The sequence below is a fragment of the Williamsia sp. SKLECPSW1 genome (assembly GCF_054332755.1).
Genome location: NZ_JBTGLI010000001.1, coordinates 3,356,605 through 3,382,911, shown reverse-complemented (window position 1 = coordinate 3,382,911; position 26,307 = coordinate 3,356,605). Strand labels below are relative to the sequence as shown.

At 69.7% G+C, this 26,307-nt stretch carries 25 protein-coding genes; 2 read left to right on the top strand and 23 right to left on the bottom strand.

The window, feature by feature from the left end:
* Positions 1–476: 476 nt before the first annotated feature.
* Positions 477–1,760, bottom strand: a complete 1,284-nt coding sequence (murA, locus tag ACXVUM_RS15880; protein ID WP_458522732.1) for a UDP-N-acetylglucosamine 1-carboxyvinyltransferase — start codon at positions 1,758–1,760, stop codon at positions 477–479.
* Positions 1,761–1,818: 58 nt separating this feature from the next.
* Positions 1,819–2,295, bottom strand: a complete 477-nt coding sequence (locus ACXVUM_RS15875) for an SRPBCC family protein (RefSeq protein ID WP_458522731.1) — start codon at positions 2,293–2,295, stop codon at positions 1,819–1,821.
* Positions 2,296–2,385: 90 nt separating this feature from the next.
* Here ACXVUM_RS15875 and ACXVUM_RS15870 point away from each other — a divergent pair, with 90 nt between their 5' ends.
* A complete protein-coding gene (locus tag ACXVUM_RS15870; RefSeq protein ID WP_458522730.1) occupies positions 2,386–3,003 on the top strand; it encodes a cob(I)yrinic acid a,c-diamide adenosyltransferase in 618 nt (205 codons plus the stop codon).
* Here the strand turns inward: ACXVUM_RS15870 and ACXVUM_RS15865 are convergent.
* The 15 genes from ACXVUM_RS15865 to rpmE form a co-directional block, all read right to left on the bottom strand.
* Positions 2,980–3,423, bottom strand: a complete 444-nt coding sequence (locus tag ACXVUM_RS15865; protein ID WP_458522729.1) for a DUF2550 domain-containing protein — start codon at positions 3,421–3,423, stop codon at positions 2,980–2,982. The genes ACXVUM_RS15870 and ACXVUM_RS15865 overlap by 24 nt on opposite strands.
* Before the next feature lie 307 nt (positions 3,424–3,730).
* Positions 3,731–4,117 (bottom strand): F0F1 ATP synthase subunit epsilon, encoded by a 387-nt coding sequence (locus ACXVUM_RS15860; RefSeq protein WP_458522728.1) that lies wholly within the window; start codon positions 4,115–4,117, stop codon positions 3,731–3,733.
* 9 nt (positions 4,118–4,126) lie between these two features.
* Positions 4,127–5,578: a F0F1 ATP synthase subunit beta gene (gene atpD, locus ACXVUM_RS15855; RefSeq protein ID WP_458522727.1), complete on the bottom strand. Its 1,452-nt coding sequence runs from the start codon at positions 5,576–5,578 to the stop codon at positions 4,127–4,129.
* 84 nt (positions 5,579–5,662) lie between these two features.
* Positions 5,663–6,592 carry a F0F1 ATP synthase subunit gamma gene (locus tag ACXVUM_RS15850; RefSeq protein ID WP_458522726.1) on the bottom strand — a complete coding sequence of 310 codons (930 nt, stop codon included), beginning with the start codon at positions 6,590–6,592 and terminating at the stop codon, positions 5,663–5,665.
* Between the two features lie 49 nt (positions 6,593–6,641).
* Positions 6,642–8,273, bottom strand: a complete 1,632-nt coding sequence (gene atpA / locus ACXVUM_RS15845; protein WP_458522725.1) for a F0F1 ATP synthase subunit alpha — start codon at positions 8,271–8,273, stop codon at positions 6,642–6,644.
* Positions 8,274–8,337: 64 nt separating this feature from the next.
* Entirely contained in the window at positions 8,338–9,690 is a 1,353-nt protein-coding gene (locus tag ACXVUM_RS15840) for a F0F1 ATP synthase subunit B/delta (RefSeq protein WP_458522724.1), read from the bottom strand.
* Between the two features lie 3 nt (positions 9,691–9,693).
* Positions 9,694–10,248 (bottom strand): F0F1 ATP synthase subunit B, encoded by a 555-nt coding sequence (locus ACXVUM_RS15835; protein WP_458522723.1) that lies wholly within the window; start codon positions 10,246–10,248, stop codon positions 9,694–9,696.
* A gap of 35 nt (positions 10,249–10,283) precedes the next feature.
* Positions 10,284–10,535 (bottom strand): F0F1 ATP synthase subunit C, encoded by a 252-nt coding sequence (locus ACXVUM_RS15830; RefSeq protein ID WP_045822205.1) that lies wholly within the window; start codon positions 10,533–10,535, stop codon positions 10,284–10,286.
* A gap of 103 nt (positions 10,536–10,638) precedes the next feature.
* Positions 10,639–11,406: a F0F1 ATP synthase subunit A gene (gene atpB, locus ACXVUM_RS15825; RefSeq protein ID WP_458522722.1), complete on the bottom strand. Its 768-nt coding sequence runs from the start codon at positions 11,404–11,406 to the stop codon at positions 10,639–10,641.
* Positions 11,403–11,819, bottom strand: a complete 417-nt coding sequence (locus ACXVUM_RS15820) for a hypothetical protein (protein ID WP_458522721.1) — start codon at positions 11,817–11,819, stop codon at positions 11,403–11,405. Before ACXVUM_RS15820 ends, atpB begins: the two co-directional genes overlap by 4 nt.
* A gap of 245 nt (positions 11,820–12,064) precedes the next feature.
* Positions 12,065–13,255 carry a glycosyltransferase family 4 protein gene (locus tag ACXVUM_RS15815; protein ID WP_458522720.1) on the bottom strand — a complete coding sequence of 397 codons (1,191 nt, stop codon included), beginning with the start codon at positions 13,253–13,255 and terminating at the stop codon, positions 12,065–12,067.
* Positions 13,256–13,338: 83 nt separating this feature from the next.
* Positions 13,339–13,992, bottom strand: coding sequence for an L-threonylcarbamoyladenylate synthase (locus ACXVUM_RS15810; protein ID WP_458522719.1), 654 nt, complete (start codon positions 13,990–13,992; stop codon positions 13,339–13,341).
* A 4-nt stretch (positions 13,993–13,996) separates the two neighbouring features.
* Entirely contained in the window at positions 13,997–14,884 is an 888-nt protein-coding gene (gene prmC / locus ACXVUM_RS15805; protein ID WP_458522718.1) for a peptide chain release factor N(5)-glutamine methyltransferase, read from the bottom strand.
* Entirely contained in the window at positions 14,884–15,957 is a 1,074-nt protein-coding gene (gene prfA, locus ACXVUM_RS15800; RefSeq protein WP_458522717.1) for a peptide chain release factor 1, read from the bottom strand. The genes prmC and prfA overlap by 1 nt, the downstream gene beginning before the upstream one ends.
* A gap of 108 nt (positions 15,958–16,065) precedes the next feature.
* The gene (rpmE, locus tag ACXVUM_RS15795; protein ID WP_458522716.1) at positions 16,066–16,296 is read right to left on the bottom strand and encodes a 50S ribosomal protein L31; all 231 of its coding nucleotides are present in this window, start codon (positions 16,294–16,296) and stop codon (positions 16,066–16,068) included.
* 287 nt (positions 16,297–16,583) lie between these two features.
* Between rpmE and ACXVUM_RS15790 the strand changes: the two genes are divergently transcribed.
* Complete coding sequence (locus tag ACXVUM_RS15790; RefSeq protein WP_458522715.1) at positions 16,584–17,267, top strand: DUF3105 domain-containing protein; 684 nt, start codon at positions 16,584–16,586, stop codon at positions 17,265–17,267.
* Between the two features lie 3 nt (positions 17,268–17,270).
* On the opposite strand, the gene rho is transcribed toward ACXVUM_RS15790, so the two are convergent.
* From rho to argS, 6 genes are all read right to left on the bottom strand, one after another.
* On the bottom strand, positions 17,271–19,400 hold the full coding sequence (gene rho / locus ACXVUM_RS15785; RefSeq protein WP_458522714.1) for a transcription termination factor Rho: 2,130 nt from the start codon (positions 19,398–19,400) through the stop codon (positions 17,271–17,273).
* 372 nt (positions 19,401–19,772) lie between these two features.
* On the bottom strand, positions 19,773–20,696 hold the full coding sequence (thrB, locus tag ACXVUM_RS15780; RefSeq protein ID WP_458522713.1) for a homoserine kinase: 924 nt from the start codon (positions 20,694–20,696) through the stop codon (positions 19,773–19,775).
* 39 nt (positions 20,697–20,735) lie between these two features.
* The gene (gene thrC / locus ACXVUM_RS15775) at positions 20,736–21,836 is read right to left on the bottom strand and encodes a threonine synthase (RefSeq protein ID WP_458522712.1); all 1,101 of its coding nucleotides are present in this window, start codon (positions 21,834–21,836) and stop codon (positions 20,736–20,738) included.
* The gene (locus ACXVUM_RS15770; RefSeq protein WP_458522711.1) at positions 21,829–23,142 is read right to left on the bottom strand and encodes a homoserine dehydrogenase; all 1,314 of its coding nucleotides are present in this window, start codon (positions 23,140–23,142) and stop codon (positions 21,829–21,831) included. The genes thrC and ACXVUM_RS15770 overlap by 8 nt, the downstream gene beginning before the upstream one ends.
* A complete protein-coding gene (gene lysA / locus ACXVUM_RS15765) occupies positions 23,139–24,563 on the bottom strand; it encodes a diaminopimelate decarboxylase (RefSeq protein WP_458522710.1) in 1,425 nt (474 codons plus the stop codon). Before lysA ends, ACXVUM_RS15770 begins: the two co-directional genes overlap by 4 nt.
* Positions 24,560–26,251: an arginine--tRNA ligase gene (argS, locus tag ACXVUM_RS15760; protein ID WP_458522709.1), complete on the bottom strand. Its 1,692-nt coding sequence runs from the start codon at positions 26,249–26,251 to the stop codon at positions 24,560–24,562. The genes lysA and argS overlap by 4 nt, the downstream gene beginning before the upstream one ends.
* Between the last annotated feature and the right edge of the window lie 56 nt (positions 26,252–26,307).

Here is a 26,307-nt window from a genome sequence, read left to right as displayed (position 1 = left end):
CTGAGCCAGGATCAAACTCTCCATGAAAAAACACTGAAACCACCAGGAAAACCCGGCATCTCAACACAATCAGGAAAGCAAAACCTGACCAAACAATCCAAAAAACCCACAGCCTCCACTGACGAAAAACTGCAGGCAAACAAAAACTCACCAACAATTGTCAACACACTATCGAGTTCTCAAAGAACACACACCCACGAACCGTTTGCCCTGCTCAGGCTCGTTTTCGTGAACTGTAGTCCGGTCGTTGCCCCGTCTCCGGAGCAACTCTTCCAGCCTAGCAGAGTCGCCCTGTCCGGTCCAAATCGCTGTCGCGTCCGATCCGGGGCTCCCCGCGCGCCATCACCTGCCGATTGTCTCGGCCGGTGGTGGTGGCTGGATGTCCGCGCAGGCCCGGTTTCCGGCTTCCCGGAGAGATCCGGGGCGGCGCCGTGGCGCGCTGACTGGGGAAAAGTTACGCACGTGGCGCGCTGACGTCAAATCGCCTGGTCAGGGGCGCTGCCATTGGTACCGACGCGTCGCACGTCCGCACCGAGGGCCCGCAGCTTCTCGATGAACTCCGGGTATCCCCGGTCGATGTGGTGCACGTCGTGCACCTCCGTCACACCGTCGGCCACCAGGCCCGCGAGCACCAGGCCGGCCCCGGCTCGGATGTCCGAGCACCAGACGGGGGCGCTCGAGAGTCGCTCGATCCCCCGGATCACGGCGTGGTGACCGTCGGTCCGGGCGTCGGCCCCGAGACGGACCATCTCCTCGACGAAGCGGAACCGGGCCTCGAAGACGTTCTCCGTGATGACCGACATGCCGTCGGCGACGGTCGCCAACCCGATAGCCATCGGTTGCAGGTCGGTCGGGAACCCCGGGAAGGGCAGCGTCGACACGTTGACCGCACGTGGACGCTCCTGCTGACGGACGCGGAACCCGTCGGGCATCCGCTCGACCTCGGCGCCGGCGTCGGCGAGCTTCTGCAGCACGAGGTGGAGATGCGCGGGGTCGACACCACGCACGCGGATGTCGCCGCGCGTCATCGCCGCGGCCACCCCCCACGTCGCGGCGACGATCCGGTCGCCGACGACGCGATGGGTCGTCGGCGACAGTCGTGCGACCCCGGTCACGGTCAGCGTGGACGTGCCGGCGCCGTCGATCCGTGCGCCCATCTGTCGCAACATCTCGCAGAGGTCGATGATCTCCGGTTCGCGTGCCGCGTTGTCGATGGTCGTCGTGCCCTCCGCGAGGACCGCGGCCATGAGGATGTTCTCCGTCGCACCGACGGAGGGGAACTCCAGTGCCACGGCCGCGCCCACGAGGCGGTCGGCGTCGGCCACCACACACCCGTGCTCGATCGCGCTGTGCGCGCCGAGCGCACGCAGGCCGGCCTGGTGCATGTCGAGGGGACGGGACCCGATGGCGTCACCACCGGGCAGGGCGACCACGGCGCGGTGGCACCGGGCGAGCAGTGGACCGAGCACACACACCGACGCCCGGAACTGCTTCACGGCGTCGAAGTCGGCGTGGAACTTCGGCTCCGCGGGAGTGTCGATGGTGACGACGTCCCCGTCGATCTCGACCGTCGTCCCCAACCCGCGCAGCACGTCGGCCATCAACGGCACGTCGGCGATCTCGGGACAGTTGGTGATGGTCGTCCGCCCCTCGGCCAACAATGCGGCGGCCATCAGCTTGAGGACGCTGTTCTTGGCCCCGACGACGGCGACCTCACCGACCAGACGGGCGCCGCCGGTCACCAGGAAACGATCGCTCACGCTTTCGAGCCTAACGAGGCCGTGGACCGGCACCGACGCCACCCACGACAGGTCGCCGTCACCTCTGCCCGCCGGTGGTCACGGCCGCGTCCAGACGGTCCAGTCCGCGTTCGAAGTCGCGGCCGACGAGTCGATCCATGGGGACCACGCGGGAGAAGACACCTGCGAGCCCGGACGTCTCCCCCGCCATCGACCAGGTGACACGTGTCGCCCCGCCCGTGTCGACCAGATCGAAGCGCACCGTGTTGGCCGCTCTCATGGGCCGGGAGAAGACCAGCCGGATCTCGATCGACCGAGGGTCGTCGAGCGCGACGATCTCCATCGATCCCTCCCCGGCCTTCCGGTTCCCGGACCACGTGTAGCGCGCCCCGACACCCGAGTCCGCCCCGCCGTATCGGCGTGACATGTCCGGGTCCGCGTCCTCCCACGGCGACCAGGTCGTCCACCGCCGGAAGTCCCGCAGTTCCGCCATGATGTCGGTCGCCGGCGCGGCGATTGTGTGACTGCGCTCCACATGGAAGGGCCTCGGCGTCATGTCGGGAGACTATCGCCCCGACCGGGGCCCGTCGGCCGCTCACCGCTCCTCGCGCCCGGTCGAGACCGCACCGTCACCTACGGTTGGACCATGGCAGTCCACCTCACCCGGATCTACACGCGGACCGGCGACGACGGCACCACGGGCCTCAGCGACTTCTCCCGGGTACGCAAGACCGACGTCCGTGTCGTCGCCTACGCGGAATGCGACGAGGCCAACGCCGCGATCGGCGTCGCGATCGCCCTCGGCTCCCCGGACGAGGCCATGACCCGGATCCTGACGACGGTGCAGAACGACCTGTTCGACGCCGGCGCGGACCTCGCGACACCGCTGGTCCCCGACCCGGAGTACCCCCCGCTGCGCGTGAAGCAGGAGTACGTCGACTCGCTCGAGCGGTGGTGCGACGAATACGGGGACCCGCTCCCCCCGCTCGACTCGTTCATCCTGCCCGGCGGGTCGCCTCTCGCGGCGCTGCTCCACACCGCACGGACGGTCACCCGCCGCGCCGAGCGCGCTGCGTGGGCCGCGGTGCAGGAGTACCCCGACACGACGTCGGTGCTGCCCGCCCGGTACCTGAACCGGTTGTCGGATCTGCTCTTCATCCTCGGCCGCGCGGCGAACGGGGGCGACGACGTGCTGTGGCGTCCCGGTGGCGACCGCCAGCGCAACCCGGGCGACGAGGCGTCAGGCGGAGCGACGTCGGCGTGACCGCTCGGACGGGCGCGACTCGACCCAGGACTGGAACGCCGTGACCGCACCCGGCGACATGGCCAGCTCGAAACGATTGCGACCCGCGGTGATCTCGACGACGGTCATGTCCTCGATGACGTCGATCTCCGTCCCCTGCGGCGCACGACGGCGTTCGACCTCGATGGCCTGACGCTCGATCACCCGGCTGGGCCCCGCACGCAGGCTGGAGAGCCGGTAGTAGACCAGCGCGTCGTCGTGGTACCGCACGATGCCGTGGCGCCAGCCACGATCCGCGCCCGCGGGAAGCACCCGGAACAGCACTGCGGTCCCCCGGGTGCGGAGCCGGGCGACACGAACCGCGACGCCGACGGCGAGACCTGCGAGGACGACCACGAACGCGACGAGGACGACGACCGCGATGACAGTCGTCCCGCTCATCCGCGCCTCCTCCGTGTCCCGGTCGAGGCCGGATANCGGGTGCGGAGCCGGGCGACACGAACCGCGACGCCGACGGCGAGACCTGCGAGGACGACCACGAACGCGACGAGGACGACGACCGCGATGACAGTCGTCCCGCTCATCCGCGCCTCCTCCGTGTCCCGGTCGAGGCCGGATACGGGGCGATCCCCGCAAACTCTGCGGTTTGCGGGGATCGCGACCCGTGATCTACGGCCCTGTCACCGGTTGGTGTGTGGTCACCAGCTTGCCACGACGGCCCGGACCATGGTCCGGGCCGTCGCCGACATCACTTCTCGTTGTTCAGTTGCTCCACCGCACGGATGCGGGACAGAGCGCGCTCGTACTCCTCGGATCCCTCCTCGGCCGACTCGAGCGCGCTGCGCGCCGCGTCGGCGTCGATGTCACGCGCCCATTCGGCCGACTCGGCGAGAACGGTGACCGAGTCGCCGGTGACCGACAGGAACCCGCCCTGCACCGAGGCCACGCGACGCTTGCCGTCGGTCTGCTCGATGAGGACGAAGCCCCCGGGGATGAGCTGTCCGAGCAGCGGCTCGTGGTGGTTGAGGACGCCCAGCTCACCCTCGGTGGTCTGGGCGATGACGAACGTCGCCTCACCGGAGTAGAGCCGCTCCTCGACCGAGACGACCTCGACCGGAAAGCCTGTGTCAGCCATGGGCCCGCGTCACTTCCCGGAGATCTTCTCGGCCGCGGCCTCGACGTCGTCGAGTCCACCGCAGCTGTTGAACGCCTGCTCCGGAAGGTGGTCGAACTCGCCCTTGCAGACGCGGTCGAACGCCTCGATGGTGTCCGACAGCGGCACGACGGACCCCTTCTGACCGGTGAACTTCTCGGCGACGATGAAGTTCTGGCCGAGGAACTTCTGCAGGCGGCGGGCCCGCTGGACCGTCACCTTGTCCTCCTCGGAGAGCTCGTCCATACCGAGGATCGCGATGATGTCCTGCAGCTCCTTGTACTTCTGCAGGATCTGCTTCACCTGGTTGGCCACCCGGAAGTGCTCGTCGCCGACGATCGAGGCCTCGAGGATGCGCGAGGTCGAGGTCAGCGGGTCGACGGCCGGGTAGATGCCGAGCTGCGAGATGGGACGCGACAGCTCGGTGGTGGCGTCGAGGTGGGCAAACGTGGTCGCCGGGGCCGGGTCGGTGTAGTCGTCGGCGGGGACGTAGATCGCCTGCAGCGAGGTGATCGAGTTGCCGCGCGTCGAGGTGATGCGCTCCTGGAGCTCACCCATCTCGTCGGCCAGGGTCGGCTGGTAACCGACGGCCGACGGCATACGACCGAGCAGGGTCGACACCTCGGAACCGGCCTGGGTGAACCGGAAGATGTTGTCGATGAACAACAACACGTCCTGGTGCTTCTCGTCGCGGAAGTACTCGGCCATGGTCAGGGCCGACAGCGCGACGCGCATACGCGTGCCCGGCGGCTCGTCCATCTGGCCGAACACCAGGGCGGTGTCCTGGAGGACGCCCATCTCCTCCATCTCGAGGTGGAGGTCGGTGCCCTCACGGGTGCGCTCGCCGACGCCGGCGAACACCGAGGTGCCGGAGAACTCGCGCGCGATACGCGTGATCATCTCCTGGATGAGGACGGTCTTGCCGACACCGGCACCACCGAACAGGCCGATCTTGCCGCCCTTCACGTAGGGCGTGAGCAGGTCGATGACCTTGATGCCGGTCTCGAGGATCTCGGTCTTGCCCTCGAGCTGGTCGAAGGCCGGCGGCTTGCGGTGGATGCTCCACTGCTCGCCGTCACGACCGGTACCCGGCGCGTCGAGGCAGTCGCCGAGGGCGTTGAACACGTGGCCCTTGACCACGTCGCCGACGGGCACGGTGATCGACTTGCCGGAGTCGACGACCTCGGCCCCGCGGACCAGGCCGTCGGTGGGCTGCATCGAGACGCAGCGCACGAGGTTGTCACCGAGGTGCTGCGCGACCTCGAGGGTCAGCGTCTTCGCGACGGCCTCGAGCGTGATCTCGGCGTGCAGGGCGTTGAACAGATCCGGGACGGCGCCGCGCGGGAACTCGACGTCGACGACCGGACCGATGACTCGGACGACGCGGCCGGCCGCGTCGCGTGACCCCGACGTGGTCGGGGCCTCGGTTGTTGCAGTGCTCATGGTGGTCACTTCCTGGCCTGGGGGCCGTTCACTGGAGTGGGTGTCGGGGGGCGGCGAGGCGGTGACCCCGCCGCGAGGGCGTGCTCACTTCGCCAGCGCGCTCGCCCCTCCGACGATCTCGCTGATCTCCTGGGTGATCTGCGCCTGACGCAGCTGGTTGGCCTGACGCGACAGGTCGGTCACCAGTTCGTCGGCGTTGTCCGTGGCGGCCTTCATGGCCGTGCGGCGGGCCGCCGACTCCGAGGCCGCGGACTCGAGCAGTGCCGCGTACACCCGGGTCGCGACGTACTTCGGCAGCAGTGCCGACAGCAGCGTCTCGGCACCGGGCTCGAACGTGTAGTTGCGCCCTTCGTCCGAGCTGTCGTCGTCGGAGTCGTCGGACTCCGAGACGACGAGCGGGGCGATGCGACGCACCTCGGGCACCTGACTCAGCATCGAGGCGAAGCGGGTGTAGACGAGGTGCAGCTCGTCGACGCCCTCGAGCGTCGGCGTGTCCTCGTCGCCCTGGACCTCGGTGCCCGACCCCGCGACGAACAACTCGACGAGTCGATCGGTGGCGGTCTTGGCATCGGAGTATCGCGGCTGCTGGGAGAACCCGGTCCACGACCCCGCGACCTCCATGTCGCGGAAGGTGAAGTAGCCCAGGCCCTTCTTGCCCATCACGAAGATGATGGGTTCCTTGCCCTCGTCGCGCAGCAACGTCAACAGCTCACGGGTCTCCCGCAGCACGTTGGAGTTGTAGCCGCCGCACTGACCGCTGTCGCTGGTGACGACGAGGACAGCTGCCCGCTTGGGCTGCTCCCGCTCGTTGAGCAGCGGGTGGTCGAGCGTGCCCGACCTGCTGGCAAGCTCGGTCAGGACCGAGGTCATCTCCTCGGCGTACGGCTTCGAGGCGTTCACGCGCGCCTGCGCCTTGGTGATGCGCGAGGTGGCGATCAGTTCCTGGGCCTTGGTGATCTTGCGTGTCGACTGCACCGATCGGATACGCGATCGCAGCTCACGGATGCTCGCCATGTCTCACGCTCCTCGGGGGTCTCGTCGATCTCGGCACACGGTCATCGTCTCAGGACTTCCGCAGCTTGATCTCTTCGTTGGTCACCTCGTCGGCGTTCAACGCCTCGGGATCCTCGTCGTCGACCACACGGGAACCGTCGGTGGTCGAGAAGCCCTGCTTGAACTTGTTCACCTCGTCGACGAGGGACTCGGCCTGGTCGTCCGCGAGGACCTTGCCGCCGGCCAGCGAGTCGTAGACGCCCGACGCGCTGTGGTGCAGGTGCGTGAGCAGCTCGCCCATGAAGCGCTTGACGTCCTCCACAGGGACCGAGTCCAGGTGGCCGGCGCCGCAGAGGTAGATCGACACGATCTGGTCTTCGACCGACACCGGGCTGAACTGGTCCTGCTTGAGCAGCTCGACCCACCGGGCACCGCGCTCGAGCTGCGCCTTCGACGCGTCGTCGAGGTCGGAGGCGAACGCGGAGAACGCTTCCAGCTCACGGAACTGGGCCAGCTCCAGACGGAGCGAACCGCTGACCTTCTTCAGACCCTTGGTCTGTGCGGCGCCGCCGACGCGCGACACCGAGGTGCCGACGTTGATGGCGGGGCGGACACCCTTGTTGAAGAGGTCCGACTCGAGGAACACCTGACCGTCGGTGATCGAGATGACGTTGGTCGGGATGAACGCCGAGATGTCGTTCGCCTTCGTCTCGATGATCGGCAGACCGGTCATCGAACCGCCGCCGAGCTCGTCGGACAGCTTCGCGCAACGCTCCAGCAGACGGGAGTGCAGGTAGAAGACGTCGCCGGGGTACGCCTCACGGCCCGGCGGACGACGCAGCAGCAGCGAGATCGCGCGGTAGGCCTCGGCCTGCTTGGTGAGGTCGTCGAAGACCACCAGGACGTGCTTGCCCTGGTACATCCAGTGCTGGCCGATGGCCGAACCGGTGTAGGGCGCGAGCCACTTGAAGCCGGCCGAGTCCGAGGCGGGCGCGGCGACGATGGTGGTGTACTCCATCGCGCCGGCGTCCTCGAGCGCCTGCTTCACGCCGGCGATCGTCGAGCCCTTCTGGCCGATGGCGACGTAGATGCAGCGCACCTGCTTCTCGGCGTCGCCGGTCTCCCAGTTCGCCTTCTGGTTCAAGATCGCGTCGATGCAGACGGCGGTCTTGCCGGTCTTGCGGTCGCCGATGATGAGCTGGCGCTGACCACGCCCGATGGCCGTCATGGCGTCGATGGCGGTGATGCCGGTCGCCAGCGACTCCTCGACGGGCTGACGCTCGAGCACCGAGGCGGCCTGCAGTTCCAGGACGCGCTGCTCGCTGGACTCGATGTCGCCCTGGCCGTCGATGGGCTGGCCGAGCGGGTTCACGACGCGACCGAGGAACCCGTCGCCGACGGGGACCGAGAGGACCTCGCCGGTACGGCTGACCTGCTGGCCCTCCTCGATGTGCTCGTAGTCGCCGAGGACGACCGCGCCGATCTCGTCCTCGTCGAGGTTCAGCGCGACGCCGAGGACGCCGCCGGGGAACTCCAGGAGCTCGTTGGCCATCGCGCCGGGAAGGCCACTGACGTGGGCGATGCCGTCAGAGGTGTCGGTGACGACACCGACCTCCTCCCGGGAGGCCTCGGCCGTGAACGACGAGACGTACTGCTCGATTGCACCCTTGATCTCGTCCGATGAGATCGTCAACTCCGCCATGGGTATCAGTCTTCCTTGCGTTGGGGTAGGTCCGTGTGGTGTGGGGGGCGACCGTTCGATCCGGTCATGACGGCAGGTCGCTCGCCGCGCGCTCCAGCTTGGTCGCGACGTCGGCGTCGATGACCTCGTCACCGATCGCGACCCGCAGGCCGCCGAGCAGGTCGGGATCGACCTCGATCTGTGTGGAGATCTCCCGACCGTAGATCCGACCGAGCACTCCGGCGATGCGTTCGCGCTGGCTGTCGGTGGGCTCGATGGCCGCGATGATGTGGGCGACGGTCTCACCGCGACGAGCGGCGGCGAGTTCGGCGAGGTCGGACACGGCCGACGCGGCCGACTGACCGCGCAGGAGACGGACCGTCTGCGCGACGAGTGCCTCGGTGGTCGGGTCGACCTTGCCGTCGATCACCGAGTCGAGCAAGGACAGGCGCCCCTCGATGGAGGCGTTCTGATCCGACAGCAGCGCCGAGACTCGTGGTTCGGCGACGAGCAGGCGGCCCAGCCGGAACAGTTCGTCCTCCACGTCGTCGATGGTCGACGCACGGTCGGCCACGACGAGGAGCGCGAACCGGGCGAGGCGCTCGAGGGCCTGCGTCAGGTCGGCGGTCTCCGACCAACGCCCGACGGCTGCGGTGCGCAGCAGCGCCTGGGTCTCCTCACGCACCGACGACCCGAACACGGCGTCGACGAGACGCCTCTTCGACTCGGCGTCGTCGGAGGGCTCCCCGAGGTGCTTGCGCAGCACGTGCTCCCGGGTCAGCACCGCGACCACGTCCGCGAGGTCGGCGGCCACGGCACGCAGGCCGTCCTCGTCCAGATCCGCTGTGCGGCGGTCGAACTCCTGGGTCAGCTCACGGACGACCTCGCGACTGCCCGCACGCATCGAGTGGAGTCCGACGAGATCGGACGGGGCGGAGACCCGCGACCGGTCGTCGTCGGATCCGACCATGGTCTCGAGCTCGTCGATGACCCGGTCGATGGAGTCCTGGCGCGCGGAGGAGTCCTGCAGGTGCTCCCGCACCACCGAACCGGCGAGCTCGACGGAGGCCAGACCGAGGTCGGCGCGCAGTCCGCGGACGAGGTTGGTCCGGTTGAGCTCGACCTGCGCCGTGCCGTGCTCGCGGATGCGGGCCACCTCGGCGTCGGCCTGTGCGGCGAGTTCCTCGGCGATGGCCTGGGCGTCGCCCCGTGCCTCCTCGCGGATCTGGCTCGCGGTCGCGCGAGCCTCCTCGACCGCGTTCGCGTGCGCGTCGCGGGCCTCCTGCAGTCGCTTCTTGGCCTGCTCGCTCTCGGCGATCTGGGTGGCGACGGCGTCCTGTTGGGACTTCATCGCCTTGGCGACCGGCGGCCGGACGTACCGGAGCAGAACCGCGACGATGACGACCAACCCGATGAGGTTGACGATGACGATGGACACGAGCTAGCTCCCCGTCCCGCTCGGCTGCCGCGTCTCGGTCGACGCGGACCCTGATGTGGATGTCCCCGACGCGGACGGCGCGGTGAACTTGCCGGCCAGGCGGGGGTCGGCGCTGACGTCGAACCCGAGGACGCGACCGGCCAGGTCGGCGGACAGTCGCCCGACGTCCTGACGAGCCGCCGCGGCGGCCGTCTCACCGTCGCGGCGCAACTGGTCGGTCGCCTCCGCGACCGCGGCGTCCGCCTCGGCGGTGGCACGCGAGCGCATCTGCTCCAACGTCTCGCGTCCCTTGGCCCGGGCCTCGTCACGGATACCGGTGGCCTCGCCGCGGGCGGACTTCATCGCCTCGCGGTACTCGCGCTCGGCGGCCTCGAACTCCTCGGTCGCGGTCCGGTTGTCGCGGCCGGTCTGCGCGACCTGCTCATCCCGCTCGTCGAGCACCTGCTTGATCGGTGGCACGACGAACTTGCTGATCACGACCAGCACGATGAGGAAGATCACCAGCACGACGAAGAACGTCGCGTTGGGGATGAGGAAGTTTCCTGCGGCGAGAGCCATGGTGTGAGTTCCCGATTCCGTGGTGAAGCCCTGTGTCAGGACGCCGAGATCGGCGTGGCGAACACGAAGAGGGCCATGAACGCCAGGTTGATGAAGTACGCGGCCTCGACGAGACCGACGGTGATGAAGAACGGGGTGAACAGCCGGCTCTGCGCCTCGGGCTGCCGGGCGATGCCGGCGATCAGCTGCGCACCGGCGAGACCGTCACCGATACCGGCGCCGATGGCGCCGCCGCCGAGGATGAGGCCGCCGCCGATCAGTGCGCCCATGCCGATCGTTGGATCCATGATTCGTTCCTTTCGATGTACCGGCAACGGTTGCCGGGTCGTGTTGTGCGGGTGACGGCGTCGCCGTCACGCCGGTGTCGGGCCCGAAGGCCCGGTGGTCAGGTCAGTGCGCGTCCTCGGACTCCATGGACTGGCTGAAGTAGAGGATGGTCAGGAGCGCGAAGATGAACGCCTGGATCAGACCGACGAACAGGTCGAACAGCTTCCAGATGGCGTTCGGGCCCCACGCGATGTAGGCCGGGAACAGCGTGATCAGCGAGATCATGATGCCGCCGGCGAAGATGTTGCCGAAGAGTCGCAGCGAGAGCGAGACCGGCTTGGCGATCTCCTCGATGATGTTGATCGGGGCGAGGAAGACGACGTGGCCCTTGATCAGCTTCTTGGGGTAGCCCAGGAAGCCGCGCTGCTTCACGCCGGCCGCGTGATACCAGACGAAGACGACCACGGCGAGCGCGTAGACGAAGTTGACGTCGGACGCCGGGGGCTTGAGCCACTCCGACGCGGTCCCCTCGGACGTGCCGTACTGCGCCGGGATGACGGCGAGCCAGTTGGAGATGAGGATGAAGGTGAACAGGCCGACGGCGAGCGGGAGGACGAACGGCGCGACGCGCATGCCGATCGCACTCTCGATCTGTCCGCGGAACTGCGTCGTGACGGTCTCGAAGAACAGCTGCACACCGTTCGGGACACCCGAGGTCACCTTGGCCCGCAGGTAGAACGCGAGGCCCAGCAGGATGATCGCGGCCACCGAGGTGCCGATGATCGTGTCGAGGTAGAACTCGAGACCCCCGATGGAGACCGAGATGTGGTGTCCGACCTCGATCTTGGAGTCGCCGGATTCCTCGGCGGCCAACGTGTAGACGGCGCTCATGACTGCTTGCGGAGTCCTTTCATGACGGGGATCACCGTGGAGAGCACCACGATCACCTGGCCGAGGGCGAGGCCGAACATGACCCCGAGCCCTTCCGGCCGGAACACGAACGCGATGGCCAGCGCCGCGACCGTGATGACGGCCAGGCGGACGGCGGTGTTGAGGACGACTGGCTTCTTGCGGCCCGTGTCGCCCTCGGTGGCCGCCGCGACACTCGCCTGCACCATCTTGGAGTTGGCGAGGATCAGGGCGATCCCGGCCGCGAAGAAGACGCCGAACAGGACGTGGCCGAGGACGGCGGAGACGATGAGCGCGATCACCGCGGCCACACCGGCGATGATCGCGGGACGGCGCAGCGACAGCGGGATCGCGGGATAGAACTGGTCCGACGAGCTGGGGGTCGACGTCGTCATCGGCCTCTCCTCGGGTCGGAGTGCTGCACTCGTCGTCGAGTACAACATGGGCTGTCGGTGTGGGCAGCGTCCATCGAGCGTGCGATCCGCTGGGGTAAAGCGGTCGTAAGCTCGCCGGTCAGGATGACCCTACCAACGCGTACGCAGCGAGTCGTCTGTGGGGGCCCGGTCACACTCACCGGAGGTTCCTCGCACGTCAGACTGCTACTACGCGCCATAGTACTACACCAGGTGGTATGCCTGGTTCAGGGAGTTCGCGCACCTGTTCGACGGGTTCGCGCGACGACCGCGCGCCGACGCAGTCGCGGCACGACGGTCGCGACGAGAGCGACGACGAGACCCGCCGCCAGCGACGGGACCACCACCGAGATCGAGAAGACCGTGCTGGCCGCGACGCTGAACGCGAGGACGGCGACCCAGAGGTAGATGACCAGCACGACGCGTCGCTGCGAGTGCCCGAGCTCGAGGAGCCGGTGGTGCAGGTGCATCTTGTCCGGTGTGTAGAAACCGACACCCGCGCGGGTCCGGCGGATGACGGCGAGCAGCATGTCGAGCATCGGGATGAACATCACCGCGGCCACCAGGATAAGGGGCGACAGCAGCGAGAAGAGGTCGGCCGGGCCGTAGGCGGTCACCGCGATACGGCCCGAGGCGCTCGTCGAGGCCGTGGCCAGCATGAGCCCGATGAGCATGGACCCCGAGTCGCCCATGAATATCCGTGCCGGTTGGAAGTTGTGCGGGAGGAACCCCAGGCAGGCACCCGCCAGCGCGACGGAGATGAGCGCGGGCGGGTAGTAGCTCACGTCGCCGCCCTGGTCCCGGAGCAGCCCGAGCGAGAACAGCAGGATCGCCAGCGCGGCGATGAGCGCGAGCCCCGCGGCGAGGCCGTCGAGACCGTCGACGAAGTTGATCGCGTTGATCGTCGCCACCGTCAATGCGATGGTGACCAGCCCCGACTGCAGCGGATCGAGGACCACGGTGTCGATCCCCCCGAACGGAACGGGGATGACCGTCCAGCTGACACCCATCAGCACCAGCACACCCGCCGCGGTCAGCTGCCCCACGAACTTGGTGAGCGCGTCGAGTCCCCACCGGTCGTCGATGATCCCCACCACGACGATGACCAGGGCCGCGACGACGACGGCGTCCATGTCGTCGGTGTAGGCGAACCCGCGGGTGAGGGCGGGGAGCTGCTGGGCGATGAGGATCGCGGCCAGCACACCGAGCAGCATCCCGACGCCGCCGAGCCGCGGGGTCGGCACCGCGTGCACGTCCCGGGCGCGCGGCACGGCGACCGCCCCGGTCCGCGTCGCGACGACGCGGACGACACCGGTGGCGAGGTAGGTGATCAGCGCTGCGCTCATGCCGACGAGGGCCAACTCGCGCAACGGCACACCTGCACCGTTGTTCGAGACGGTCGTCGCGGCGAGGAGCACCCGTCGAATCTACTGGTGCGCCCGGGAGATCAGCGTGGCGCGGCCGATTGCCCGTGTCGCCGCGAGACGCACGGATGTCCGGGTCAGTCGAGCAGTTCCGCGGTGTCGACGCCCAGGACCTCGGCGATCTGTTCCGGCGGGATCGCACCGGACCGCAGGATCGCCGGGCGCGGGCCGGACAGGTCGACGATCGTCGACGGGGTGGCGTGATCGGCGGGTCCGCCGTCGAGATAGACCGCGACGTCGTCGCCGAGCTGCGACCGCGCGTCGTCCGAGGTGGCGGCAGGCGGGTTCCCCGACCGGTTCGCACTGGAGACCGCCATCGGCCCGACCTCACGGAGCAGTTCTATCGCCACGGGGTGCAACGGCATGCGGACCATGACCGTCCCACCGGCGTCGCCGAGGTCCCACGCCAGCGACGGGGCCTGCTCGACGACGATGCTCAGCCCGCCCGGCCAGAAGGCCCGCACCAGCTCGCGCATCCGCGGGGACACCGACAGGACCAGCCCGTCGATCGTGTCCCACGACCCGACGAGCACCGGGACGGGCATGTCACGTCCCCGGTTCTTGGTCGCCAGCAGAGAGGCGACGGCATCGGAGTCGAAGGCGTCGCACCCCAGCCCGTAGAGCGTGTCGGTGGGGAGGACGACGAGACGTCCGGACTTGACGGCGCCGACCGCGGCGCGGATGCCGGCGGCGCGCGAGTCGACCTGGCTGCAATCGAACACCGTGCTCACGTCGTCATCTTCCCACGCCGTCCGCCGCGACCGACCGTCGGCGCGCGGTCACGAAGCGCGGGCGCCCCGCGAGGTCGCGGTGCGATCGGACATCGTCGAAGGCGCCGGTCGACTCCACGGCGTCGACCACCCGTGCCGCGGTGCTGTCGTCGTGCTCGACGGCGAACCGGCCGCCGGGGACCAGCGTCGCGGCGATCACGGCGAGCATCGGTGTCATCACCGCCATCCCGTCGGCACCGCCGAAGACGGCGATCGCGGGGTCGTGCTCGGCGACCTCCGGCGGGACCTCCGTGGTGGTCGGCACATACGGCGGGTTGGCGACCACGACATCGACGCCGGGATCGCCCGGCGAGCGCCAGTCGAGCGTGGTCGCGTCCCCCTGCCGGACCCCGATCCGCCGACGACACGCCTCGGGGGCGTCGGAGACGTTGCGCTGCAACCACCTCAGCGCCGCCGGATCCTTCTCGACGGCGACGACGGTGGCGTCGGTGAGCGTGGCGACACCGAGCGCCAGCGCGCCGCTCCCGCTGCAGAGGTCGACGACGTGGGGGGACGTGCCGGCGTCCGCGCATGCCCGCACAGCCCAGTCGAGGAGGAGTTCGGTCTCCGGTCGGGGGATGAACACCCCGGGGCCGACTGCGAGTTCCAGGGGCCCGAACGGCGCTGTGCCGAGGACGTGTTGCAGGGGTTCGCGCGTCGCGCGTCGCTCGACGAGCGTCTCGACCGCGCGGTGCTGGTCGTCGGTCATGCTGTCCACCACGACGAGCCGCCCGCGGTCGACGCCCAGGACGTGGGCGACTAGCAACTCGGCCTCGACGCGCGACCCGTCGACCCCGGCCGTGCCGAGTCGCCCTGTGGCCCAGTCGATCACATCTCGGACGCGGATCCCCATCAGGCCTGCAGCCGCGCCTGACGATCGGCCGTCACCAGCGCGTCGAGCAGTGCGTCGAGATCGCCGTCGAGGACCGCGTCGAGGTTGTGGGCCTTGAACCCGATGCGGTGGTCGGTGATCCGGTTCTCCGGGAAGTTGTAGGTCCGGATGCGTTCGGAGCGGTCGACGGTTCGGATCTGCGCGGCGCGGCCCTGCGCAGCCTGCTCCTGCGCCTCGTCCTCGGCGAGGGCCTGGAGTCGGGCGGCGAGGACCTGCATCGCGCGGGCCTTGTTCTGCAACTGCGACCGTTCGTTCTGGCAGGTGACGACGATCCCGGTCGGCAGGTGGGTGATACGCACCGCGGAGTCGGTGGTGTTGACCCCCTGCCCACCCTTGCCGGAGCTCCGGTAGACGTCGATGCGCAGGTCGGACTCGTCGATCGCGACCGCCTCCACCTCGTCGGGCTCGGGGTAGGCGAGCACGCCGGCCGCCGAGGTGTGGATACGCCCCTGCGACTCGGTGACGGGCACGCGCTGGACGCGGTGCACCCCGCCCTCGAACTTCATGCGCCCCCACACGCCGTCGGTGGACCCCCCGCGCGCCTTGATGGACAGCGTGGCGTCCTTGAAACCACCGAGGTCGGATTCGGTGACGCCGAGAAGTGTTGCCGCCCAGCCCCTCCGCTCGCAGTAGCGGAGGTACATGCGGGCGAGGTCGGACGCGAACAGCGCCGACTCCTCCCCTCCCTCACCGGATTTGATCTCGAGCACGACGTCGTCGCCGTCATGCGGATCGCGGGGGGCGAGGAGGTCGGCCAGGGTCGCGTCGAGTTCGGCGACGGCGGTCTCGAGCGCGGTCACCTCCTCGGCGAACGACGGGTCGTCGGCGGCGAGCTCCCGCGCGGCGACCAGGTCCTCCCGTGCCGCGACCAACCGGTCGTGCACGGACTTGACCTGCGCCAGTTCGGCGAACCGCTTGCCCACCCGACGGGCGGCGGCGGGGTCGTCGTGCAGGGACGGATCGGACATCTGCGACTCGAGGCCGGCGTACTCGGCGAGGACGTCGTCGACGGCGGACGGTTCCGTCGTGCTCACGCGGCCTCCTCGGGGTCTCGATCTCTCGCCGCGCCATCGGCGGGACGGGTGCAGACACACACCACGCCCGCCCTGCGCTGTGCGCGGGACGGGCGTGGCGTGAGCGTGCTACTGGGCGTCGGCGCCCTTCGGGGTGCGCTTGCCGTAGCGCTTCTCGAAGCGCGCGACGCGACCACCGGTGTCGAGGATCTTCTGCTTGCCCGTGTAGAACGGGTGGCACTGCGAGCAGACCTCGACCGTGATCTGGCCGGTCTCCCGCGTGCTCCGCGTCTGGAATGTGTTGCCGCAGCCGCACACCACTGTGGTGTCGACGTACTGCGGGTGGATGCCCTGCTTCATCTGGTGTCCCTTTCGTGGCCGCCGGGTCACCGCTGCCCCCGCAGGGGACATCACGGTGTGAACCGGAACCGGACGGTGATGATGCGCACCGAGGTGGTGCACAACCTTGCCGAGTATGCCAGAGGCCAGGTCAGAGACCCAATCGGTCTCCGATCCGGCCCTGCTCACCCGGGCAGACTCCTCAACCACGCTCGAGGTCTGTGCATTCCCCGGCGTGCGGCGTACCTACCATGGGCGGTTCCCGCAGGCGATCGACCCGGTCGTGAGCGGATCGAGGGAGGTGGTCGATGCGTCGCCGACCGGTGATCGTGGTGACAGTGGCGGTCGTGGCCCTGCTCGCGGCGGGGGTGACGGCCGTCTCGCTCACGCGGGGCGACGACACCGTGCCACGAACCGACGTCCCGTCCGCGTCCGACCCCGACCCGGCGATGCGCATCCCCGGCGTCGTCCGTGCGTTCTACCGCGGCGGCCATGTCGGGCCGGGCAAGCGCGTGGCGTACCGGTTCTCCCCACCGATCGGGGGCAGGCACGACGCAGTGTGGGCGACGTGTACGGGTGTCGTCTATCCACAACCCTTGCGGGTGGAGAACGCCGTGCACTCCCTCGAACACGGAGCCGTCTGGGTGACGTACTCGCCGTCACTGGACGCACGGTCGGTCGCGGCGCTGGCCCGCCGCGTCACCGGGATCGACCACATGCTGATGTCGCCGTACCCCGGTCTCGAGCGGCCGGTGTCCCTGCAGTCGTGGGGGCACCGACTCATGCTCGATCGTGCCGACGACGACCGGATCGACCGGTTCATCACGGCCACCCGGCTCAACACCCAGAAGGGTGTCTACCCGGAGGACCCGACTGCGACGGCGTCGCCGGAGCCGACGGGCACGTGCGCGAGCAGTGGCGTGTTCGACGTGGACGACCCGCCGCCACCGGACACCGCTCCCCTGCCGGCGACAGCCGTGCCCGACGCCTGAGGGTCACTCCTCGGAGAGCTGCCCCGGGGCGTTCTTCTGCACCTGCATGAGGAACTCGATGTTCGTCTTCGTCTTCCGCAGCTGCGAGATGAGCAGGTCGATCGACGCCTGCGCGTCGAGCCCGGCCAGCAGGCGGCGGAGCTTGTGGACGATCGCGAACTCGTCCGCCGACATCATCAGTTCGTCCTTGCGCGTACTCGACGCGTTCACGTCGACCGCGGGGAAGACGCGGCGCTCGGAGATCTTGCGCGAGAGGTGCAGCTCGGCGTTGCCGGTGCCCTTGAACTCCTCGTAGATCACCGTGTCACCGGTCGAACCGGTCTCGACCAGCGCCGAGGCGATGATCGTCAGCGAGCCGCCGTTCTCGATGTTGCGCGCAGCGCCCAGGAACCGCTTCGGCGGGTACAGCGCAGTCGAGTCGACACCGCCGGACAGGATGCGACCGGACGCCGGGGACGCGTTGTTGTAGGCACGTCCCAGGCGGGTGATCGAGTCCAACAGGACGACGACGTCCTTGCCCGACTCCACGACGCGCTTGGCGCGCTCGATCGCCAACTCGGCGACCGAGGTGTGGTCGGACGGCGGACGGTCGAACGTCGAGGCGATGACCTCGCCCTTCACCGATCGGGTCATGTCGGTGACCTCTTCGGGACGTTCGTCGACGAGGACGACCATGAGGTGGCACTCGGGGTTGTTGATGGAGATCGCGTTCGCGATGTCCTGGATCACCGTCGTCTTGCCCGCCTTGGGCGGGGAGACGATCAGCGCCCGCTGGCCCTTGCCGATGGGCATGATCAGGTCGATCACGCGCGTGGACAGCCGCTCGGGCGTGGTCTCCAGCCGCAGACGCTCGTTCGGGTAGAGGGGCGTGAGCTTGCCGAACTCGGGGCGCTTGCGCGCGGTCTCCACATCGCCGCCGTTGATCGTGTCGAGGCGGACCAGCGGGTTGAACTTCTGACGCTGGTTGTTCTGTTCACCGTCCCGCGGGAGCTTCACGGCGCCGGTGATGGCGTCACCGCGGCGCAGCCCGTTCTTGCGGACGAGGTTCATGGAGACGTAGACGTCGTTGGGACCCGCGAGGTATCCCGAGGTGCGGACGAACGCGTAGTTGTCCAGCACGTCGAGGATGCCGGCGACCGGCTGCAGGACGTCGTCCTCGTTGACCTGCGGTTCGACGTCGTTGCCGCCGCCGTCGCGATCACGCCCGCGGCGGCGCTCGCGGAACCGGCGACCGCGCCGACCGCGTCCGCCGCCCTCGCCGTCGTCGTCCTGACGGTTGTTGTTGCCCCGGGGGCCGTTGCCGTCCCCACGGTTGTCGCCGCCCCGGTTGTCAGTGCGGTGGTCACCGCCCCGGTTGTCATTGCGGTTGTCGCCACCGCGGTTGCCACGGTTGCCGTCACCGCCCTGGTCGCCGCCACGGTTGTCGCCACCACGGTTGTCGCCGCCGCGGTTGCCGCGGTTGCCGTCGCCACCCCGGTTGTCGCCACCCTGGTTGTCGCCACCGCGGTTGTTGTCCCCGCGGTTGCCGCGGTTGCCCTCACCACCCTGGTCGCCGCCACGGTTCTGGTCACGGTTGCGCTGCCCGCGCTCGCGGGTGCGGGCGGGTCGTTCACCCTGGTCGCCGTCCCGGGTGTCGTCAGAGGACGAGTCCTGGTCCCGTGCGGGACGCCGCTCGCGGCGCCCCTCCCCCTCGGCGGTGTCCTCGTCGGGCGTCGTCGTGGACCGGTCGCTCGCCGATCGATCGGCATCGGTCGCGCGGCCCGCGGTGGCGGGTCGGCTCCGCGGGGCCGACCCCGTCGAGGTGTCCGCGCCCGGGGCGTCCGATGCCGGTGCGTCCGGCGTCGAGGCGGGCGGAGTCGTCTCGGCGGACGCGGACGGGGCGCCGTTCCTGCCGTTCGCCTGCCCGGCCGAGGAGCCCGTCGACTGGCGCGCCGCGATGGCGGCCACCAGGTCACCCTTGCGCATACCCGAGGTACCGCGGATGCCCAGCTCACCGGCGAGTTGACGCAGCTCGGTGAGCACCATGGCGTTGAGTCCGGTCCCGCGGGAACGGCCGCTGCGGGCGGTCGTGTCGGCGGCGCCCTCGGAGGCGGCCGCAGGGGCCGGAGAAGAGATGAGGTCCGTATCGGTCACGGATGTCCTTTCATTCCCCCACCGTGAGAAGAACCGTGGAGGTTCGCGATCCCCGCCAACGATGTCGGCGGTTGTCCCCACCCGTCAGATCGACGTGGCCGGAAGTCGTGTGGTCCGCACCGGGTCGGCGCGCCGTCAGGCAGCGGGCGCACACGTGGGTTGTGTGCGGACGTCGTGGACGGGCCACGCCGGGGCGGTGGTGTCCCGTGTGCAACCCGCACGATCTGCGGCCGACATCGCGCTCGGTACCGACGGGGTCGGGATCTCGGGAGAGAGGTGAGCGCGACCGGACGAACAGACGTCCGCTGCGAGACGCCCACATCGTATCCACCCGGAGGTCCTGCGGCAACACCCCCGTCGTCGGCGCGTCGCTCAGGTGATGGAGACGGGCCCCGCCACACGGAGCACGCGCGCGTCGAAGCCGACGTCGGCCGCCAGGGCCACGCACTCGTCGGGGATCGGCCGGTCGTGCAACGCGAGGACCGACGGCCCGGCCCCCGAGACGAAGGCCGCGACCCCCCGCGCACGCAGTTCGGTGACGATCCCGGTGGTGTCGGGCAGGACCGGCGCCCGGTAGTGCTGGTGCAGACGATCGGCGGTCGCCGGCAGCAGGCACGAGGGATCGGTCGTCAGCGCGACGACGGCCAGGGCGCTGCGGCTGAGGTTGTGCACGGCGTCGAGGCGCGGCACCGCGTCGGGCAGGAGTCCCCGGGTGAGGACCGTCGACGACTCGTGCTGCGGGACGAACGCGGTCACCACGATCGACGGGTGCACCGGCAGGGGCCGTGCGTGGTACGACGGCGCGCCGTCGACCTCCTCGGTCCACGAGACGATCGCCGATCCCAGCACGCTGGCGGCGGCGTTGTCCGGGTGGCCCTCGAACTCCGCAGCCAACTGGATCAGTTGATCGGGCGAGAAGCCCTGCCGCACTCCGCTTTTCGTCATCAGCCCCGACGCGGCGGCGAGTCCCGACACCACGGCTGCGGCCGACGAGCCCAGCCCGCGCGAGTGGGGGATCGCGTTGCGGCAGACGATGTCGAGACCGGGGGCCTGCACGCCGCCGGCCTCGAGGCCGCGCAGCAGCGCGCGGACGACGAGATGGGTGTCGTCGAGGGGCACCGCCCCGGCGCCCTCACCGTCGACCGCGACCCGCACACCGGTCGGCGTCACCCGCACCCGCAGGTCGTCGTAGATGTCGAGCGCGATGCCCAGGGAGTCGAACCCCGAGCCCAGGTTCGCCGACGACGCCGCGACCCGTACGTCGGTGACGACACCGTCGGGCAGAGCCGGGAACATCAGGGCCGTCCGCGGCGGACGAGGCGCGTCGGCGACATGTCAGCCGACCTCGAGGGCACGGGCGACCGCCAGCGGGTCGACGTCGATCGCCTTCACCTCCGGCATGCCTGCGAGGGCGGTGTCGGGATCCTTGAGGCCGTTGCCGGTGACGGTGCAGACGACGGTCTCCCCCGCCGACACCCAGCCCTCCTCGCGCGCGGCGAGCAGACCCGCGACGCTCGCCGCCGAGGCGGGTTCGACGAACACACCCTCCCGGCCCGCTACGAGCCGGTAGGCCTCCAGGAGCTTCTCGTCGGTGGCCGCGCGGAACACCCCGCCCGACTCGTCCTTGGCGGCGACGGCCTGGGTCCAGCTGGCCGGTGAGCCGATGCGGATCGCGGTCGCGACGGTCTCCGGGTTCTTCACCGGGTGACCGCTGACCAGCGGCGCCGCGCCGGCGGCCTGGACGCCGAGCATGCGGGGCCGCGACGACGCGACGCCGTCGGCGTGATACTCCGCGTAGCCCTTCCAGTACGCCGTGATGTTGCCCGCGTTGCCGACCGGCAGCGCGTGCACGTCCGGCGCGCGACCCAGCACGTCGACGATCTCGAACGCGGCGGTCTTCTGCCCCTCGATGCGGGCGGGGTTCACCGAGTTCACCAGTTCGATCTCGGAGAACTCCGCCGTCGCCTTGCGGGCGAGTTCGAGACAGTCGTCGAAGTTCCCCTTGACCTGGATGATCGTCGCGCCGTGCATGACGGCCTGGGCGAGCTTGCCCATCGCGATCTTGCCGGTCGGGATCAGGACCGCGCAGGTGATCCCCGCGCGGGTGGCGTAGGCGGCGGCCGATGCCGAGGTGTTGCCGGTGGACGCACACAGCACGGCCTTCTTGCCGTGGGTGACGGCCATGCTCACGGCCATCGTCATCCCGCGGTCCTTGAACGACCCGGTCGGATTCGCGCCCTCGACCTTGAGGTACACCTCGCAGCCGGTGATCTCCGACAGGTGCGGCGCCGAGATGAGCGGCGTGCCGCCCTCCAGCAGTGTCACCACGCGGGTGTCGGCGTCGACGGGGAGACGGTCCCGATAGGCCTCGATCAGACCCGGCCACCGGGTGTGCACCCCGTGGGCCTCCTGCGCTCGGAAGCTGTTGTCAGACATCGGTTCCCTCCAGGCGGAGCACACTCGACACCGAGAGCACGGAGTCGAGGCCGTTGAGCGCGTCCACGGTCTCTGCCAGCGCGGAGTCCGGAGCACGGTGGGTCACCACGATGAGGCGGGCGTCGTCGCCGGCACCCTCCTGGCGCACGGTGGCGATGCTGACGCGGCGCTTGGAGAACTCCCCCGCGACGGTGGACAACACCCCGGGACGGTCGGCGACCTTCATCGACACGTAGTACCGGGTGTTCACATCCCCCATCGGCGCGATCGGCAGGGACGCATACGTCGACTCCAGCGGGCCACGACCGCCGTGCACCTTGTTCCGTGCGGCCATGACGAGGTCACCCATCACCGCCGACGCGGTCGGCGAACCGCCGGCGCCCTGGCCGTAGAACATCAGTCGTCCGGCGTTCTCGGCCTCCACCACGACCGCGTTGAACGCACCGTTGACCGAGGCGAGTGGGTGGGAGTTGGGCACCAGCGCCGGGTAGACGCGGGCCGAGATCCGCTGGCGGCCCATCGAGTCGTCGATCCGCTCGCAGATCGACAGCAGCTTGATGGTGCACCCGAGCGTCGCGGCCGACTCGTGGTCGTCGGTCGTGATCGTCGAGATCCCCTCCCGGTACACGTCACCGGCGGTGACGCGGCTGTGGAAGGCGATGGAGGCGAGGATCGCGGCCTTGGCGGCCGCGTCGTACCCCTCGACGTCCGCGGTGGGGTCGGCCTCGGCGTACCCGAGCCGGCCGGCCTCGGCCAGCGTGGAGGCGTAGTCGTCGCCGTTCTCGGCCATCGCCGACAGGATGAAGTTCGTCGTGCCGTTGACGATCCCCGCGACACGCTGGACGGTGTCCCCGGCCAGCGACTGCATGAGCGGGCGGATCACCGGGATGGCACCGGCGACCGAGGCCTCGAAGTACAGGTCCACACGCGCCTGCGCTGCGATCGTCGCGAGTTCGCCGGTGTAGTCGGCCAACAGCGCCTTGTTGGCGGTCACCACCGACTTGCCGTGCTCGAGCGCGGTGCCGATCAGGGTGCGCGGCAGGTCGATCCCGCCGATCAGCTCGACGACGACGTCGACGTCGTCCCGGACGACCAGCGAGGCGGCGTCGTCGGTGAGCAGCGACGGCGAGCACCAGGACCGCGCCTTGCCGAGATCGCGCACGGCCACCCCGCGGATCTCGAGTGCGGCGCCGACGCGGGCCTCGAGGTCGGAGGCGCTCTGCTGCAGGATGCGGACGACCTCGGCGCCGACGTTGCCCATCCCGAGCACCGCCACACCGATCGTCCGGCGTGCGTCGTCGGTCATTGATCCACCTCCAGGCTCATGAGATCCGCGAGCGTCTCGCGTCGCAGAAGTGTGCGCGACGCGCCGTCACGGACGGCGACGACGGCCGGGCGGGCCGCCATGTTGTATCGGCTGGACATCACGTAGCAGTAGGCGCCGGTCGCCGCGACGGCGAGCAGGTCGCCGGGTGCGACGTCGTCGGGAAGCCAGCAGTCCTTCACCACGATGTCACCGCTCTCGCAGTGCTTGCCGACCACCCGGCTGCGGGTCGCGGTCGCCTCGCTCGCGCGCGACACCAGTCGGACGTCGTACTCCGCGCCGTAGAGCGCGGTGCGGATGTTGTCGCTCATCCCGCCGTCGACCGAGACGTAGCGGCGGTGCCGGCCGCTGCCGATCGCGACGTCCTTGACCGTCCCCACACGGTAGAGCGTGACCGTGCCCGGGCCGGCGATCGCCCGACCGGGCTCGACCGCGAGGATCGGCCGCGGCAGACCGAGTTGTTCGGATTGGCGGGTGACGATGTCGGCCAGTGTCGCCGCGACCTGACCCACCGGTGGCGGGTCGTCACCGGACACGTACGAGATACCCAGTCCCCCACCGAGATCGAGCACCGAGAGCTGGGCGGTCTTGTCGACGCCGAACTCCTCGATCACGTCGCGCAGCAACCCCAGGACGCGATGGGCGGCCAGTTCGAAGCCGTCGAGATCGAAGATCTGCGACCCGATGTGGCTGTGCAACCCCACCAGTCGCAGGTTGTCGGCGGCGAACACGGTCCGCACCGCCTCCATCGCCACGCCCTCGCCCAGCGAGAACCCGAACTTCTGGTCCTCGTGCGCGGTGGAGATGAACTCGTGGGTGTGGGCCTCCACACCCACGGTGACGCGGACGAGGACGTCCTGCACGACACCGGCCGCGCCGGCGGCGGCATCGAGGCGCGCGATCTCCACGGCGGAGTCCACGACGACGTGGCCGACCCCGGCGGCGACCGCCGCCTCCAGCTCCTCGGTCGACTTGTTGTTGCCGTGCAACGCGATCCGCTGCGCCGGGAACCCGGCCCGCAGCGCCAGTGCCAGCTCGCCGCCCGAACAGACGTCGAGGCTCAGCCCCTCCTGGTCGACCCACCGCGCGATCTCGGTGCACAGGAACGCCTTCGACGCGTAGTGCACCCGTCCGGTGGCCCCGAACGCGGCGAGCATGTCCGCGCAGCGTGAGCGGAAGTCGTCCTCGTCGACGACGAACAGCGGCGTCCCGTGGTCGGCCGCGAGGTCGTGCACGCTGCGCCCGGCGAGGGTCACGGTGCCGTCGGCGTCGCGACGTGCGTTGCGGGGCCACACGTGGTCGGGCAGCTCACCCATCTCCGCGACGGTGGCCGCACGTCCGTCGGCGTCACCGCGCGACGTCTGTCCCTCCGCGTGGCGCGGACCGGCGGGGTGGGCCATCACATCCGCTCCGGCGCACTGACGCCCACGAGGTCGAGGCCGTTGGCGACGACCTGTCGCGTGGCGTCGCACAGCGCCAGTCGCGCGCCGTGCAGGGCGGTCGGCTCCTCGTCGCCCTGCGGCAGGATGCGGCAGCGGTCGTAGAAGCGGTGGTAGGTCCCCGCCAGCGCCTCGAGGTACCGGCAGATCCGGTGCGGCTCACGCAGAGTCGAGGCGGTCTCCACGACGGCCGGGAAGTCGCCGAGAGTGCGGATGAGGTCGCCCTCGGCCGGCTCGGTCAGCAGATCGAGCGCATCGGCGGCGGCACCGATGCCGAGCTCGGCCGCGTTGCGGGCGATCGCCGACAGGCGCGCGTGCGCGTACTGCACGTAGTAGACGGGGTTCTCGTTCGAGGCGGTCGCGAGCAGGTCGAGGTCGATGTCGAGGTTCACGTCGACCGACGACCGGATCAACGAGTAGCGCGCGGCGTCGACACCCACCGCGTCGACGAGGTCGTCGAGGGTGATGACGGTGCCCGCCCGCTTGCTCATCCGCACCGGCTTCCCGTCGCGGACGAGGTTGACCATCTGACCGATGAGCACCTCGAGCGTGGCCGGGTCGTCCCCGAGTGCGGCGGCGGCGGCCTTGAGCCGCTTGATGTATCCGTGGTGATCGGCCCCGAGCATGTAGATGCACAGGTCCGCGCCGCGCTTGCGCTTGTCCCGGAAGTAGGCGATGTCGCCGGCGATGTAGGCGGCCTCGCCGTCCCGCTTGATCACGACGCGATCCTTGTCGTCGCCGAAGTCGGTGGACCGCAACCACCACGCGCCGTCGTTCTCGTAGAGGTTGCCGTTGGCCTTCAGCTCGGCGATGCACTCGTCGACCGCGCCGGTGGTGAACATCGAGTTCTCGTGCGTGTACACGTCGAACCGGGTGCCGAAATCGGCCAGGCTGGACTTGATCTGGTCGAACATGGCGTCCACGCCCACCGCGCGGAACGTCTCGAGCCGCTCGTCGTCGGGGAGGTCGAGGACGTCGGGCCGTTCGCGACGCACGTGCTCGGCGATCTCGCCGATGTAGGCGCCTGCGTAGCCGTCCTCGGGCGCGGGTTCACCCCGCGCCGCGGCGAGGAGCGACCGCGCGAACCGGTCGATCTGCGTCCCGTGGTCGTTGAAGTAGTACTCCCGGGTCACGGCTGCACCCTGGGCGGCGAGTACCCGGCCCAACGCGTCGCCGACGGCCGCCCACCGCGTACCCCCGAGATGGATCGGCCCGGTCGGGTTGGCCGAGACGAACTCCAGGTTGATGGCCGTACCGGACAGCGTCGTGCCGCGCCCGTACGCGACGCCCGCAGACAGCACGTCGGAGACCACGACGTTCTGACTGGCGGCGGCCAGGCGGAGGTTGAGGAAGCCGGGCCCGGCGATCTCGGCGGTCGCGATGCCGTCGACCCCGGCGAGTTCGTCGGCGAGCCACTGCGCGAGATCCCGCGGCGGGGTCGCGACCTTCTTCGCGATCTGCAGCGCGATGTTCGTGGCGTAGTCGCCGTGGTCGGGGTTGCGGGGCCGCTCGACGACCACCGTCTCCGGCACCACGGAGGTGTCCAGTCCGCGTCGCGTCAACACGGCGGTCGTCGCGTCGCGCAGCACGTCGGGGAGTTCCGTGGGAGTCACGGGACACCATCCTATGGGCCCGACCCGCGACGACCACATCCGCACGTCGTGCCCTGATCCGCAGGTGGGCGGCCGGTCGTCGACTGCGGTGGTGG

Excerpts from the sequence above, each read along its gene's own strand:
- ACXVUM_RS15875 (WP_458522731.1), bottom strand. The coding sequence starts at position 2,295 with ATGACGCCGAGGCCCTTCCATGTGGAGCGCAGTCACACAATCGCCGCG.
- ACXVUM_RS15870 (WP_458522730.1), top strand. The coding sequence starts at position 2,386 with ATGGCAGTCCACCTCACCCGGATCTACACGCGGACCGGCGACGACGGC.
- ACXVUM_RS15865 (WP_458522729.1), bottom strand. The coding sequence starts at position 3,423 with ATGAGCGGGACGACTGTCATCGCGGTCGTCGTCCTCGTCGCGTTCGTG.
- ACXVUM_RS15860 (WP_458522728.1), bottom strand. The coding sequence starts at position 4,117 with ATGGCTGACACAGGCTTTCCGGTCGAGGTCGTCTCGGTCGAGGAGCGG.
- atpD (WP_458522727.1), bottom strand. The coding sequence starts at position 5,578 with ATGAGCACTGCAACAACCGAGGCCCCGACCACGTCGGGGTCACGCGAC.
- ACXVUM_RS15850 (WP_458522726.1), bottom strand. The coding sequence starts at position 6,592 with ATGGCGAGCATCCGTGAGCTGCGATCGCGTATCCGATCGGTGCAGTCG.
- atpA (WP_458522725.1), bottom strand. The coding sequence starts at position 8,273 with ATGGCGGAGTTGACGATCTCATCGGACGAGATCAAGGGTGCAATCGAG.
- ACXVUM_RS15835 (WP_458522723.1), bottom strand. The coding sequence starts at position 10,248 with ATGGCTCTCGCCGCAGGAAACTTCCTCATCCCCAACGCGACGTTCTTC.
- ACXVUM_RS15830 (WP_045822205.1), bottom strand. The coding sequence starts at position 10,535 with ATGGATCCAACGATCGGCATGGGCGCACTGATCGGCGGCGGCCTCATC.
- atpB (WP_458522722.1), bottom strand. The coding sequence starts at position 11,406 with ATGAGCGCCGTCTACACGTTGGCCGCCGAGGAATCCGGCGACTCCAAG.
- ACXVUM_RS15820 (WP_458522721.1), bottom strand. The coding sequence starts at position 11,819 with ATGACGACGTCGACCCCCAGCTCGTCGGACCAGTTCTATCCCGCGATC.
- prmC (WP_458522718.1), bottom strand. The coding sequence starts at position 14,884 with ATGGGGATCCGCGTCCGAGATGTGATCGACTGGGCCACAGGGCGACTC.
- rpmE (WP_458522716.1), bottom strand. The coding sequence starts at position 16,296 with ATGAAGCAGGGCATCCACCCGCAGTACGTCGACACCACAGTGGTGTGC.
- ACXVUM_RS15790 (WP_458522715.1), top strand. The coding sequence starts at position 16,584 with ATGCGTCGCCGACCGGTGATCGTGGTGACAGTGGCGGTCGTGGCCCTG.
- thrB (WP_458522713.1), bottom strand. The coding sequence starts at position 20,696 with ATGTTCCCGGCTCTGCCCGACGGTGTCGTCACCGACGTACGGGTCGCG.
- thrC (WP_458522712.1), bottom strand. The coding sequence starts at position 21,836 with ATGTCTGACAACAGCTTCCGAGCGCAGGAGGCCCACGGGGTGCACACC.
- ACXVUM_RS15770 (WP_458522711.1), bottom strand. The coding sequence starts at position 23,142 with ATGACCGACGACGCACGCCGGACGATCGGTGTGGCGGTGCTCGGGATG.
- argS (WP_458522709.1), bottom strand. The coding sequence starts at position 26,251 with ATGTGGTCGTCGCGGGTCGGGCCCATAGGATGGTGTCCCGTGACTCCC.